Below are 13,058 nucleotides of genomic sequence, written 5' to 3' on the forward strand. Positions count from 1 at the left end.
GGGGAACCGGGCTACTACTGTGGATGTGGTCCGAAGACTACGCGGACGGCGCCCGGCACCGCGACGCCTGCCCCGCGCCGACCGTCCCCCGACCACCGCCTCGAGGAGAACCGTGCCCGACCCCCGCGCCGCCGACCTGCGCGCCCCCGCCGTGCTCGCCGCCCTGGCGGACCTCGGCCTGGGACGGATCGACGTCCTCGACGAGGTCGGCTCCACGAACGAGCACCTGACGGCCGCCGTCACCCGGCAGGTGCGCGGGCCCCGCCCGGACCGTCCGTGGACCGACCTGTCCCTCGTGGTCACCGGGCACCAGAGCGCGGGGCGCGGCCGGCTGGACCGGGTGTGGACCACCGAGCCCGGCACCGCCCTGACGTTCAGCGTCCTGCTGCGCCCGGCCGACGGCGGCGGTCGGTCGCTGCCCACCCAGCACTTCCCCTGGCTGACCCTGCTGATGGCCTCCGCCGTCGTGGACGCCCTGGAGGAGCTCGCGGCGGCGGGCGCCCGGATCAAGTGGCCCAACGACGTCCTGGTGGACGGGCGCAAGGTCGCCGGCCTGCTCGCGGGCCTCGTCCTGGACGAGCAGCGCCCGCCGGCGGTGGTGCTGGGCACGGGCGTCAACGTGGCCCAGGAGGAGCTGCCCGTGGCCACGGCCACGTCCGTCCGGCGCGCCACCGGCCGCGAGCTCGAGCGCGCCGCCGTGCTGCGGGCCGTGCTGGGTGGGTTCGTGCCCCTCTACCGGCAGTTCTGCGCGGACCCGGCCGCCGCCGTGCGGCCCGGCGGGCCGCTGCGCGCCCGGATCGGCGAGCGGATGGAGACCCTCGGGCGCACGGTGCGCGCCGAGCTGCCCGGCGGCGCCGCCCCCGTCACGGGCACCGCGACGGGCCTCGGCGAGCACGGGGGGCTGCTGGTGCTCGAGGCCGGCGGCGCCCGGCGCGAGGTGACGGCCGGCGACGTGGTGCACCTGCGCCCGGCCCCGGACGCCCCCGGGACGGAGTGAGCGTGCCCGCCCGTCCCGCCCTGCAGCCGGGGGAGCGCGTGCTCGTGTCCACCCGCGCGCACGGCGCACGGCTGACCCGGCCCTTCCTGGTGCTGCTGCTCACGGTCTTCGTGCTCTCCACCGCCCAGCGGGCCCTCGAGCTGCGCTGGCGCCCCGTGGCGGAGCCGTGGACCACGGTGCACGCCGGGGTGGAGCTCACCCTGCTCGTGGCCGCCGCCTGGGTGGTGCTCCGCAGCTGCCTGCGCCCGCTCCTGCGCTGGTGGCGCACCCGCTACGTGCTCACCACCCGGCACCTCGTGCTGCTGCGCCCCGGCGGGGCCCGGCGGACCGTGTCGCTGCCCCTGCACCAGCTGCGCCGGGTCTCCGTGGAGCGCCGGCGCAGCCCCGCCCTCGGCCGCCGCGACGGGCGCGTGGTGGCCGACTTCGGGCCGCTCGGCGGGCTGCGGCTCGAGCACGCCCCGGAGGCGCAGCGCCTGGCCGGGCTGATCCGCCGGGCCGCCGAGGACCTGTGGGCGGCGGGCGACGGCTCCCGCGGGGGTGCGCCGGGGCTCCCGACCACTAGAGTGGACCGCGACGCGGTCGTGGCACCACGCCCGGGCCCGTCCGTCGCCCCGCGCCGAGCGTGGAGCCGGCGGGCCGTCCACCAGGAAGAGGAGTGACGTGTGGCGAGTGAGGACTCGGAGACCCAGGGCGAGCCCGCGCTCGGCCCCCAGACGGCACAGCTGAACCTGAACCTGCACAACCCCGTCCAGGCGAACCTCTACCGATCGGACGAGTCCAAGGCCGCCGTGCAGGCCCTCGAGCAGACCCTCCTGGGCTCGGAGCGCGACCTGCGCCGCCGGGAGGCCGCGCGCCGGGGCGGGCTGTCCCTGCTGTCCGCGCGCAAGGTCTGGCGCGCCCTGGGCTTCCCGAACCTCACCGACGACGACCTGTGGTTCACCGAGCAGGACTCCGAGGCCCTGCGGGTGCTCTCCACGATGGTCCTCGAGGAGAAGGTCACCGAGGAGGCGGCCCTGTCCCTGGTGCGCTCGATCGGGCAGATGACCGACCGCATGGTGGTGTGGCAGGTCGAGGCGCTCGTCGAGGACATGGTCGTCCACCGGGGCATGACCGACGCCGCCGCGCGCCGGCAGCTGCTGCACCTGCTGCCGGACCTCATCGACGCGATCGAGAACCTCCTGGTCTACTCGTGGCGGCGCCAGATGAACGCCGCCGTGCAGCGGCTGGCGATGCGCGTGGAGCGCCCGGACGGCTCGACCGCCACCGGCCCCACGGCCGACGACGGGGCGTCCTCCATCCTCCCGCTCGCGCGCGGGGTGGGCTTCGCCGACCTGGTCTCCTACACCTCGCTCTCCCGGCAGATGAACGAGCGGACCCTGGCGAACCTCGTGCAGCGCTTCGAGAACCGCTGCGCCGAGGTGATCGCCGTGGGCGGCGGCCGGCTCATCAAGACCATCGGGGACGAGGTCATGTTCCTCGCCGAGACCCCCGAGGGCGGGGCCCAGATCTCCCTGGCCCTGGCCCGCGCAATCCGCGACGACCCCGAGCTCCCGCAGGCCCGCGTGGCCTTCGTGTGGGGGCGGGTGCTGCCGCGGCTCGGGGACATCTACGGGCCCACGGTGAACCTCGCCTCCCGGCTCGTGTCGCTGACCGACCCGGGCTCCGTGCTCGTGGACGCCTCGACCGCGGCGGTGCTCTCCGGCGACGACCGCTTCATCCTCCTGCCGCAGCCCACCCGCAACGTGCGGGGCTTCGGCGACGTCCAGCCCGTCGCGCTCTCCCAGGGCGCCGGTCCCGGGCTGGAGGTCGACTTCGAATGAGCGCACCCCTCGTCATCCGCGCCGGTGCGGCCACGGACCGCGGCCTGCGCCGGGAGTCCAACGAGGACGCCCTGGTGGTCACGGCCACGATGTGCGCCGTGGCGGACGGCATGGGCGGGCACGAGGCCGGCGAGGTGGCCAGCGCCCTGTGCGTGCGCACGCTCGGGGCGTCCCCCCTGTTCCAGCTGGAGGACTTCCGGTCCTTCGAGGTCCTCGAGCCGGAGCCGCCCCGGGACATCGCCCGGTTCCGCGCCACCGTGGAGCGCGAGCTGCGCCTGGACCCGGAGATCCCCGACGACGCGATCGAGGCGGTCCGCCGCGTCCGCTCGGTGCTGTGGCAGGCGGACCAGCACATCCAGGACGCCGTCGAGGGCCGGGCGGGCACCACCGTCACGGGCGTGTGGCTGCACCGGATCGACGGGCGCATGCTGTGGATCGTGTTCAACACGGGCGACTCCCGGACCTACCGGCTGGCCGGTCCCGAGGCCGGGGCGGGCGCGGACGGCGGCGGGCCGGTGATCGAGCAGCTGACGGTGGACCACTCCGAGGTGCAGTACCTCGTGTCGATCGGGCAGCTCACCTCGGCGCAGGCGCTCGTGCACCCGCGCCGCAACGTGATCACCCGGGCCCTGGGCACCGGCCAGGTCTGGGAGCCGGACGTGTGGGTGCTCCCGGCCCGGCACGGGGACCGGCTGATGCTGTGCTCGGACGGGCTGACCAACGAGCTGAGCCCCGCCCACATGGCGCGGGTGCTCGCATCGGTGCCCCACCCCAAGGAGGCGGCCGACGTGCTGCTGCAGGCGGCGCTGCGCACCGGCGGGCGGGACAACGTCACCGTGATCGTGGCCGACGCCGTGCGGCCGGGGGAGTACGCCCCCGGCTTCTGAGCCCGTGCCCCGCGGGGCCGCGGCGTCCCCCGAAGTGGGGGCCATCATCGGCCGTCACATCGGGACCGCCCCCGGCGACGCTGTTTACCTTTGAGAACATGGTCGTCTCGCGCCGCTCCTTCGTCCTCTCCGGCCTCGTGCTCGCCGTGTCGGGGGCCCTCGGCGGAACCCTGCCGGAGCCGTCCGGCGGGCGGCGCCCGTTCGTGCTGTGGGGCTCCTCCTCGGCGGCCAGCGCGCTCCACCGGGACCGCCCGCGGGGCTTCCCCGCGGTGCGCATCGAGGACCTGCTGTCGCAGCTGCTGGAGGCGCCGGGGGCCTCGCGCGCGGTCAGCGGCGACCGGTCGTGGCAGACCCTGGCGATGCGCAGCCGCGCCCACCCCTACCTGCCCCGGCTGGGCTCCGGCTACGGGGTCGGCCGGATCCCCGCCCACGGGGAGCTGGTGGTGCCCACCGTGGACGGCCGGGTGCCGGGCGTGCTCGTGCCGGTCCCGGGCACCGTCTCGGGGGTCCCGTGCACGATCCGGGCCGTGGCGCGGGACGGGGACACGGTCGTGCTGCGCCGCGAGGTGCCCGGGGCCGAGGTCGACGTGGCGCCCGCGTCGGCGGCGCGGTGGCGCACCGCGCTGGAAGAGCGGCACCGGGGCCACGTGCACCTGCTGTGGACGGGCAAGAACAACATCGAGGACCCGGACCAGGTCGTCGCCGACACCCGCGCGGCCTGGCAGGTCGAGCCCGGCACGTCCGTGGTGATGGGCCAGTGGCACACCGTGGCCGACCGGCGCGGCACGGCGGGGTGGGAGCAGGTGCGCGGCGTGAACGCGGTCCACCGGCGGGAGTACGGCGACCGGTTCTACGACACGATGGCCGACCTGCGCGATCCCGGGCTGTGGTCCCTGCCCGGCCTGCGGCCCCACCGGATCGGCGCCTCGGCCGCGGACCGCCGCTGGCTGGCCCTGGGGCTGCCGCCGCGATCGGTCGTCGCCGGCGACCGCCGGCACCTCAACGCCCTGGGCAACACGATCGTGGCGCACGGCCTGCACCGCCACCTGACCGGCCCGGCCGGGCTCTACTGAGCGGCTCGCCGCGCGGGCCCCGGGACATCCCGCAGCCCCGGGGCGCGGACCCCTTGTGTGCGGCGCCGGGGCGGCCTAACATACAACCAAATGGTTGTAGAAAATGAGCTGACGGACGACGAGGTCGACCGCATCTTCCGGGCCCTGGCGGACACGACCCGACGGGACATCGTGACGCGGGTGCTGCGGCAGGAGCAGTCGGTCTCCGCGCTGGCGGGGCACTACCGGATGAGCTTCGCGGCCGTGCAGAAGCACGTGGCCGTGCTCGAGCGGGCCGCGCTGGTCACCAAGCGGCGGCGCGGGCGGGAGCAGGTGGTGCACGGCAACGCGGCCACGCTGCGCCGGGCGGCCGGGCTGCTGGCGGACTACGAGCAGATCTGGCGCGGGCGGGCCCGCGCCATCGAGGATCTCCTCGCCGAGGAGACGCCCCCCGGGGGCCGGGGGGACCAGTAGGAAGGGAGCGAGACATGCCGGTCATCGACGTGCACAAGGACACGGAGGCGCTGACCCTGACGTTCGTCGCGGAGTTCGCCGCGGACGTCGAGCGGGTCTGGCAGGTCTGGGCGGACCCGCGCCAGCTCGAGCGCTGGTGGGGCCCGCCCGGCTGGCCCGCCACCTTCGAGGAGCACGAGCTCGCCGAGGGCGGGCGGTGCCGCTACCACATGACCGGCCCGGACGGGGAGAAGGCCCGGGGCTGGTGGACGGTCACCGCGGTGGACCCGCCGCACCGACTGGAGTTCGACGACGGCTTCGCGGGGGAGGACGGCGAGCCGGACCCGGCCCTGGGCGCCACCCACGGCGTGGTCACCTTCGAGGCCGTCGACGGCCGGACGCGGATGACCACGGTCTCGACCTTCGAGAGCGCGGAGCAGCTCGAGCAGATGTCCGCGATGGGCATGGAGGAGGGCATGCGCCAGGCCATGGGCCAGATCGACGACGTCCTGGCCGGGGCCGTCTCCCGCTGACCGCGCCCGCTCCCGCCCGCGGACGCGGGACGGACGACGACGCCGCCCCGGGACTCCCGGGGCGGCGTCGCCGGGGCGCCCGGCCGGTGTGGTCGGGCCGGGGCGGTGCGGTCGGGCCGGTGCGGTCCGGACGGGGCGCGCGGGTCAGGCGTCCTGGCGAACGGCGGTGTCCGCGGCGGACCCGGTGTCCGCGGGCCGGGCCGCGGTCCCGGCACGGCCCTCGGCCGGCTCCGCGGCGGTGTCCGCGGCCGGCTCCCCGGAGGCCGCGGCCCGCTGCGCCGCCAGCTTCCGCGGTTTGAGCTCGAGCCGGCGCTCGTGCTTGCGCTCCGCCCGGCGCTCCGTGCGCTGCTCCGCCTGCTTCTCGGCCCGGCGCTCCTTCCGCTTCTCCTCCTTCTTCTCCTCCGGGGCCTGCTCGCCCGGGGCGCCGGCGGCCCGGGTGGCGGACTCCCGGCGGGGGGCCTTCTCCTTGACCGGGGCGCCGCCCGAGGCGCGCAGCCGCCGGTAGTGCTCGGCGGCCTCCTCCTGGCGCCGCGCCTCGATCCCCGTGGCGATCTCGGCCCGCAGGTGCTCCGGCTCGAGCTCGAACGCGGCCACGAGGTCGAGCGCGTGCGGGCGCAGGCGGGCGAGCAGCCGGTCGATGTACTCGTCGAGGCTGCGCCCGCGCCGCATCGACAGCCGGCCGTAGGAGAGGTACCACGCGAGGTTCTTCTCGATGAGCCGCAGCCCGAACACGTCGCGCAGCCAGGTGAGCACCCTGCGGGTCCCCGGGTCCTCGACCTGCTCCAGGCCCCGCGTGAAGGCCTCCCACTGCAGCAGCTCCGCGTGGGCGCGGGCCGCCGCGATGAGCTTGTGCTGGTTCTCGTTGAACAGCGCCGCGGCCTCCGCGCGCGGGAGCTTGGCGCTGGGCCGCAGGTTCTCCGCGACCTCGGCGACCATGGTCTGCACCCGGTCCGTGAGCAGCGAGCGCTGCGCGGACTCCTCGCGCAGGGCGTTGACGGAGCGGCGCACGTCCCCGGTGTCCCGGAACGCCTGGCCGAGCTTGCGCAGCCCGGACCGGTGGTACGTGGCCTCGGTGGCCCGGCCCGCCACGTAGCGGGCCATCACCCCCATGTCGACCTGCTTGAACTCCTCCGCCCAGTCGGACAGCAGCCGCTTGGCCACGAGCTGCAGCAGCACCGTGTTGTCGCCCTCGAAGGTCGCGTAGACGTCCAGGTCGTGGCGCAGGGACGTGAGCCGGTTCTTCGTCAGGAAGCCCGCGCCGCCGCAGGCCTCGCGGCACTCCTGGACCGTGTCGAGGGCGCTCCAGGTGGACAGCGCCTTGAGCGCGGCGGCGAGGGTCTCGAGGTCCTGCCGGTTCTCGTCGGTGTCCTCGCGGCCCGAGAAGACGTCGTCGTACTTGTGCAGCAGCTCCTGGTGGGCGAAGTGCATGGCGTAGGTCTCGGCCAGCCGGGGCAGCAGCCGCCGCTGGTGCTGCTGGTAGTCCATCAGCACCTCCTCCTGGATGTCGGAGGACGCGTTGAACTGGCGGCGCTCGCTGCCGTAGCGGATCGCGATGGTCAGGGCGGCCTTGTTCGCCAGGACGGCCGCGCCGTCGAGGGAGACCCGGCCCTGCACCAGGGTGCCGATCATCGTGAAGAAGCGGCGGCCCGGGCTCGCGATGGGCGAGCTGTAGGTGCCGTCCGCGGCCACGGACCCGTACTTGTCCAGCAGGTGCGTGCGCGGGACCCGCACCCGGGTGAAGTGCAGGCGCCCGTTGTCGATGCCGTTGAGCCCGCCCTTGTGGCCGTCGTCCTCCCCGCCCACGCCGGGCAGGAAGTTCCCGTCCTCGTCCCGCAGGTCCACCCAGAAGGCGTGCACCCCGTGGTTCACGCCGAGGGTGACGAGCTGGGCGAAGACCACCGCCGCGCGCCCGTGCACGGCGGCGTTGCCGAGGTAGTCCTTCCACGCCGCCCGGAAGGGGGTGTGGATCTCGAACTCCTCCGCGGCGGGGTCGTACGTCGCGGTGGTGCCGATCGAGGCGACGTCGGAGCCGTGGCCGATCTCGGTCATCGCGAACACGCCCGGGATCCGCAGGTCCCGGATGTCGGCGAGCCAGCGGCGGTGGTGCTCCTCGGTGCCGAGGTTGAGCACGGCCGAGCCGAACAGGCCCCACTGCACGCCGGCCTTGATCTGCATCGACGGGTCCCCGAGCAGCAGCTCCTCGAACCCGGAGACGTTGCCGCCCGGGTCGTCGTGCCCGCCGTACTCCTCGGGCAGCCCCCGGCTCATCGCCCCGTGCTCCACCAGCAGGTGCAGCTGGCCCAGCACGCGCTCGCGGTGCTCGTGGTGGCCGAGCTCCGGCTGCTGGTGCAGCCGCTCGTCGAGCAGCATCCGGCGGGTCTCGCGCCGGACCTCGGCCCAGCGCCCGAGCAGCACCTCGCCGAGGGCGGCGACGTCCACGGCGGGCGCCGGGATCGCGGCGTCGTCCGCGGCGGTGGACCCGGTGGTGGATCCGCCGGTGGTCCGGGCGGTGGTCGGTCGGTCGACGGTGGTGGTCATGTTCGCTCCTGTCGTGGGTGACCGGCGGTGGCCGGTGCGGTCACGGGGTGGTCGGGGCCGGCGGCGGTCCGCGCCGGCCCGGGTGGTGGTCAGGTGGACGGCCGGTCCGGCACGGGCGCGCCGGGCGGGCGCAGGCCGTCGACGGCCCAGCCCACGATCAGCTCCGTCATCCGGGCGCGGGACGGGCGCCGGGTGCCGTCCGGGGTGTTCATCCAGGCCTCGCCGGCACCGCGGACCATGCCGATCGTGGACGCGGCCCAGTAGCTGAGCACCGGCTCCTCCAACCGGCGCTCGGCGGGGGTGTGGCGCACGTGCGCCTCCGCGAGCAGCCCGCTGACGGACTCGGTGAACTCCTGGATCAGCCAGCGCTCGCCGGCGTCCGGGGCCGGGGCGTCCTCCTTGCCGGAGCGCTCCCCGCGGGTGCGCTCGGCCCGGTGCCGCTCGTGCCGGGAGCGCCCGGGGTCGGGGGAGAGGGCGACGACGAAGCGGTACACCGACGCCGAGCGCTCGATGCTGAGCAGGTACTCCGCGACCATCGCCTCGACCGAGTCCTCGAAGGAGCCGGCCGCGCGGGCCGCCTCCTCGAGCCGGTCGCGCATCCGCGTCACGGTGTACTCGCCGACCGCGCGCTGCAGTCCCGCCTTGTCCCCGAAGTACCGGTAGTAGACGGACTTGGACGTCCGGCACGCGGTGGCGATCTCCTCCATGGAGGCCTGCGCGCCGAGCTCGTCCACGGCGCTGCGCGCCGTGCGGATGAGCTCGATCCGCCGCTGGGCGCGGTGCCGGGCCCAGCGGGAGGAGCGGCCGTCCGGGGCGGACGGGCCGTCCTGGGCGGCGGAGTCTGTGTCGTCGACCTGTTTCACGATACCCACGGTATCAGGTATTGTCGTTCGTGACGTGAGCAGCATCACAACACCACCGAGGAGTTTCCTGTGAGCGAGTCCACCCCCGAGCAGACCGTCGAGCCCACCGCGGAGCACACGACCCCCAGCGGCGCCGGGCGCACCGGCGTGGCCCGCCGCGCCGTCGTGGTCGGCGCCAACCGCATCCCCTTCGCCCGCGCGCACGGCGCCTACGCCAACGCCGGCAACCAGGACATGCTGACCGCCGCCCTCGACGGCCTGGCCGCCCGCTACGGCCTCGCCGGGGAGCGGATCGGCGAGGTCGCCGCCGGCGCCGTGCTCAAGCACCCCAAGGACTTCAACCTCACGCGCGAGTCCGTGCTCGGCTCGGTCCTCGACCCCCGCACCCCCGCCTTCGACGTGCAGCAGGCCTGCGCCACGGGCATGGAGGCCGTCTCCACGCTGGTCAACAAGATCCGGCTCGGCCAGATCGACTCGGCCGTGGCCGGCGGCGTGGACTCCGCCTCGGACGCGCCCGTGGTGGTGAGCGAGCGGCTGCGCCGCGGCCTGCTCGAGCTCAACCGGGCCAGGAGCACCCCGCAGAAGCTCAAGGCCCTCGCGCGCCTGCGCCCGGCCGACCTCAAGCCGGTGGCCCCCGGCACGGGGGAGCCGCGCACGGGACTGTCCATGGGCGAGCACCAGGCCCTCACCACCGCCCGCTGGGGCATCTCCCGCGAGGCCCAGGACGAGTTCGCCGCCGCGAGCCACCAGAACCTGGCCGCCGCCTACGAGCGCGGCTTCTTCGACGACCTCGTCACCCCCTTCCGCGGGCTGTCCCGGGACAACAACCTCCGCCCGGACAGCTCCGTGGAGAAGCTCGCCGGGCTCAAGCCGGTGTTCGGGAAGTCCCTCGACGCCGAGGCCACGATGACGGCGGGCAACTCCACGCCCCTCACCGACGGCGCCTCGACCGTGCTGCTCGCCTCCGAGGACTGGGCCGCGGAGCACTCCCTGCCCGTGCTCGCCGACGTCGTGGACGTCGAGGCGGCCGCCGTCGACTTCGTGCACGGCGACGAGGGCCTGCTGATGGCCGGCGCCTACGCCGTGCCCCGCCTGCTGGCGCGCCAGGGCCTGGCCCTCGACGACTTCGACTTCGTCGAGATCCACGAGGCCTTCGCCGCGACCGTGCTCTCGACCCTCGCCGCGTGGGAGGACGAGCAGTTCGGCCGCGAGCGGCTGGGCCTGGACGGCGCCTTCGGCACCGTGGACCGGAGCCGGCTCAACGTCACGGGCTCCTCGCTCGCGGCCGGGCACCCCTTCGCCGCGACCGGCGGGCGCATCGTCGGCACCCTCGCCAAGCTGCTGCGCGAGCGCGCCGACGAGACCGGGCGCCCGGCCCGCGGACTCATCTCGGTCTGCGCCGCCGGCGGCCTGGGCGTCACCGCCGTCCTCGAGGCCCGCTGAGCCCCCCGCCCGCCGACGTCCCCGCCGACCCCCACAGCAAGGACCTCTTCCATGGCAGACACCTATCTCGACCTCGTCAGCTCCGGCCCCGGCGGCAGGCTCGCCCGGCAGCTCGGGCTGCCCGCCCCCGCCCGGCTGCGCCGCCACCGCCCCGGGGACCCGCTCGTGCCCGGCCCCGTCCTCGTGCTGGGCCGGGGGGAGGAGGCCGACCGGATCGCCACGGCCCTGCTCGGCTGGGACCTTGACGTCCGGCGCCATCCCGACGACGTCCACCGGTTCGGGGCCGTGGTGCTCGCCCTGACCGAGCTCACCCGGCCCGCGGACCTGGCCGAGCCCGCGCTCGGCCTGGGCGGGGTGCTGCGCTCGCTGGCCCCCGGCGGCCGGGTGGTCACCGTGTCCCGGCCCGCGCCCGGCATCGGCACGGGCGCGGCCTCGGCGACGCCCGCGGCGGCGGAGCCGCTCGACCCGGCCGTCGCCGCGGCCCGCCAGGCGGTCGTCGGCCTCCTGCGCTCCACCGCCCAGGAGATGCGCGGCGGGGCCACCGCCAACGGCGTCCTGCTCGCCGAGGGCGTCGACCCCGGGGCCCCGAGCGTGCTGGGCGCCCTGCGGTTCCTGCTCTCCGGGCGCAGCACCTTCGTCTCGGGACAGTTCGTGACGGTCGGCGACGACGCCGGGGCCCTGCCCGCCGACTGGGAGGCCCCCCTGCGGGGCAGGGTCGCCGCCGTCACCGGCGCGGCCCGCGGCATCGGCGCGCAGATCGCCCGCACGCTCGCCGACGCCGGCGCCCACGTCGTCGTCGTCGACGTCCCCGCCGCGGGCGAGCCGCTGGCCGCGCTCGCCAACGGGATCCGTGCCGTGGCCCTGCAGCTCGACGTCACGGACGAGCACGCCGGGGAGCGGATCCTCGGGCTCGCCCGGGAGCGCTTCGGCCGCCTGGACGTGGTGGTGCACAACGCCGGGATCACCCGGGACAAGCTGCTGGCCAACATGGACGAGTCCCGCTGGTCCTCGGTGCTCGCCGTGAACCTCGAGTCGCAGCTGCGGATGAACGAGCAGCTCCTGGCCGGGGAGGGCCTGGGCCCGGCCCCGCGGATCGTCTCCCTGGCCTCCACGAGCGGCGTGGCGGGCAACCGCGGGCAGACCAACTACGCCGCCTCCAAGGCCGGGGTGATCGGGATGGTCGCCGCCGCCGCGCCCCGGCTGGCGCGGCGCGGCGGCAGCATCAACGCCGTGGCCCCCGGGTTCATCGAGACGGAGATGACCGCCCGGATCCCGGCGGCCCGCCGCCAGGTCGCCCGCCGGCTGAACTCCCTGCAGCAGGGCGGGCTGCCGGAGGACGTGGCCCAGGCCGTGCTCTTCCTGGCCACGGACGCCGCGGGCGGCATCAACGGGCAGACGCTGCGCGTGTGCGGCCAGAACCTGGTGGGGGCGTGAGCATGGCCGGCGACCGGTACGATACCGTGGTCCTCGACGAGGTCCCCTCCCTCGGGGGGCTCTACGCCCGCGCCGCGGCGGCCGCGGCGGGCGGCCTGCTGCCGCGCGGGCTCACCGGCCGGCTGCCGGGCCGGCGGCCCGCACGCCCCGGCGGTGCCGCCCCGGGCGCCCTGCCCGCGGTGGCGCACGTGGTCGAGGCCGTGGTGGTGGACGCGGCCGGGCACGAGGCGTTCTGCCGCACGGTCGGCGCGCCGCCGCGCGAGGGCCCCGGCGGGACGCAGGCTTTCTCCGGGTACCTGCACGCCCTGGCGTTCCCCGTGGCGATGAGCGTGCTGACCCGCCCCGACTTCCCGCTGCCGGTCCTCGGCATGGTGCACCTGGCCAACGAGGTCGAGCACCGCGGGGCCGTGACGGTGGGGGAGGACCTCACGGTCACCGCCTCCGCCGAGCGGCTGCGTCCGCACCGCTCCGGCGCACAGGTCGACGTCGTCGCCCGTCTGGCGCGGGCGGACGGCGAGCCCGTGTGGACGGGCCGCTCGAGCTACCTCGCCAAGGGCGTGCACGTGCCCGGGACGGCCGGCGACGCCCCGCGCGAGGAGTTCGTGCCGCCGGCCCCGACCGGGCACTGGCGGCTGACGGCCGGCACCGGGCGGGACTACGCCGCGGTGAGCGGGGACTGGAACCCGATCCACCTCTCCGGGCCCACCGCCCGGGCGCTGGGCCTGAAGGGGACCATCGCCCACGGCATGTACTCGGCCTCGCGCGCCCTGGCGGAGGTCGGGGTGCCGCCGGGGACGCCCTTCCGCTGGACGGTGGAGTTCGCGGCCCCGGTCCTGCTCCCCGGGACGGTCGCGGTCGCGATCACCGACGACGGGCGGGGCGCCGGCTGGCGGGGCTCGCGCTACGCCGGCTGGGACCCGCGGCGCCGGCGCCCGCACTTCACGGGCACGGTGGTCCGGCTGGAGGGCTGACTGTGAGGATTCCTTTTGCAGCCCGATGGTGCTGGGCTGTGGGCAGGTGATCACGAGCGTGACCCTT

Annotated in this window: 12 protein-coding genes; 10 read left to right on the forward strand and 2 right to left on the reverse strand. The window is 75.9% G+C overall.

Annotated elements, in window-relative coordinates:
• Positions 1 to 112: 112 nt before the first annotated feature.
• From RCG67_RS16355 to RCG67_RS16385, 7 genes are all read left to right on the forward strand, one after another.
• The gene (locus RCG67_RS16355) at positions 113 to 997 is read left to right on the forward strand and encodes a biotin--[acetyl-CoA-carboxylase] ligase (protein WP_368827805.1); all 885 of its coding nucleotides are present in this window, start codon (positions 113 to 115) and stop codon (positions 995 to 997) included.
• 2 nt (positions 998 to 999) lie between these two features.
• Positions 1,000 to 1,656 (forward strand): hypothetical protein, encoded by a 657-nt coding sequence (locus RCG67_RS16360; RefSeq protein WP_368827806.1) that lies wholly within the window; start codon positions 1,000 to 1,002, stop codon positions 1,654 to 1,656.
• Positions 1,657 to 1,659: 3 nt separating this feature from the next.
• On the forward strand, positions 1,660 to 2,817 hold the full coding sequence (locus RCG67_RS16365; protein WP_368827807.1) for an adenylate/guanylate cyclase domain-containing protein: 1,158 nt from the start codon (positions 1,660 to 1,662) through the stop codon (positions 2,815 to 2,817).
• Entirely contained in the window at positions 2,814 to 3,704 is an 891-nt protein-coding gene (locus RCG67_RS16370) for a PP2C family protein-serine/threonine phosphatase (protein WP_368827809.1), read from the forward strand. The genes RCG67_RS16365 and RCG67_RS16370 overlap by 4 nt, the downstream gene beginning before the upstream one ends.
• A 98-nt stretch (positions 3,705 to 3,802) precedes the next feature.
• Positions 3,803 to 4,777, forward strand: a complete 975-nt coding sequence (locus tag RCG67_RS16375; RefSeq protein ID WP_368827811.1) for a hypothetical protein — start codon at positions 3,803 to 3,805, stop codon at positions 4,775 to 4,777.
• Between the two features lie 90 nt (positions 4,778 to 4,867).
• Complete coding sequence (locus RCG67_RS16380; RefSeq protein WP_368827812.1) at positions 4,868 to 5,230, forward strand: ArsR/SmtB family transcription factor; 363 nt, start codon at positions 4,868 to 4,870, stop codon at positions 5,228 to 5,230.
• Between the two features lie 14 nt (positions 5,231 to 5,244).
• Positions 5,245 to 5,742, forward strand: coding sequence for an SRPBCC family protein (locus RCG67_RS16385; RefSeq protein ID WP_058873444.1), 498 nt, complete (start codon positions 5,245 to 5,247; stop codon positions 5,740 to 5,742).
• A 144-nt stretch (positions 5,743 to 5,886) separates the two neighbouring features.
• Here the strand turns inward: RCG67_RS16385 and RCG67_RS16390 are convergent, their stop codons facing one another.
• Entirely contained in the window at positions 5,887 to 8,280 is a 2,394-nt protein-coding gene (locus RCG67_RS16390; protein WP_368827814.1) for an acyl-CoA dehydrogenase family protein, read from the reverse strand.
• A gap of 89 nt (positions 8,281 to 8,369) precedes the next feature.
• Positions 8,370 to 9,143: a TetR/AcrR family transcriptional regulator gene (locus tag RCG67_RS16395; RefSeq protein WP_368827816.1), complete on the reverse strand. Its 774-nt coding sequence runs from the start codon at positions 9,141 to 9,143 to the stop codon at positions 8,370 to 8,372.
• 69 nt (positions 9,144 to 9,212) lie between these two features.
• On the opposite strand from RCG67_RS16395, the gene RCG67_RS16400 reads away from it, so the two are divergent.
• Genes RCG67_RS16400 through RCG67_RS16410 form a run of 3 tightly spaced genes read left to right on the forward strand, consistent with a single transcriptional unit; the run spans position 9,213 to position 12,991 of the window.
• On the forward strand, positions 9,213 to 10,586 hold the full coding sequence (locus RCG67_RS16400; RefSeq protein ID WP_438612684.1) for an acetyl-CoA C-acetyltransferase: 1,374 nt from the start codon (positions 9,213 to 9,215) through the stop codon (positions 10,584 to 10,586).
• Positions 10,587 to 10,637: 51 nt separating this feature from the next.
• Positions 10,638 to 12,020 carry a 3-oxoacyl-ACP reductase gene (locus RCG67_RS16405; protein ID WP_368827818.1) on the forward strand — a complete coding sequence of 461 codons (1,383 nt, stop codon included), beginning with the start codon at positions 10,638 to 10,640 and terminating at the stop codon, positions 12,018 to 12,020.
• Between the two features lie 2 nt (positions 12,021 to 12,022).
• A complete protein-coding gene (locus RCG67_RS16410) occupies positions 12,023 to 12,991 on the forward strand; it encodes a MaoC/PaaZ C-terminal domain-containing protein (RefSeq protein ID WP_368827824.1) in 969 nt (322 codons plus the stop codon).
• Positions 12,992 to 13,058 lie beyond the last annotated feature (67 nt).

Source organism: Kocuria cellulosilytica (assembly GCF_040981245.1).
In the GTDB taxonomy this organism is placed as follows: Bacteria; Actinomycetota; Actinomycetes; order Actinomycetales; family Micrococcaceae; genus Kocuria; species Kocuria cellulosilytica.

Coding starts and splice junctions, on each gene's coding strand:
- RCG67_RS16380 (WP_368827812.1), top strand. CDS start 4,868: ATGGTTGTAGAAAATGAGCTGACGGACGACGAGGTCGACCGCATCTTC.
- RCG67_RS16375 (WP_368827811.1), top strand. CDS start 3,803: ATGGTCGTCTCGCGCCGCTCCTTCGTCCTCTCCGGCCTCGTGCTCGCC.
- RCG67_RS16370 (WP_368827809.1), top strand. CDS start 2,814: ATGAGCGCACCCCTCGTCATCCGCGCCGGTGCGGCCACGGACCGCGGC.
- RCG67_RS16390 (WP_368827814.1), bottom strand. CDS start 8,280: ATGACCACCACCGTCGACCGACCGACCACCGCCCGGACCACCGGCGGA.
- RCG67_RS16410 (WP_368827824.1), top strand. CDS start 12,023: ATGGCCGGCGACCGGTACGATACCGTGGTCCTCGACGAGGTCCCCTCC.
- RCG67_RS16385 (WP_058873444.1), top strand. CDS start 5,245: ATGCCGGTCATCGACGTGCACAAGGACACGGAGGCGCTGACCCTGACG.
- RCG67_RS16405 (WP_368827818.1), top strand. CDS start 10,638: ATGGCAGACACCTATCTCGACCTCGTCAGCTCCGGCCCCGGCGGCAGG.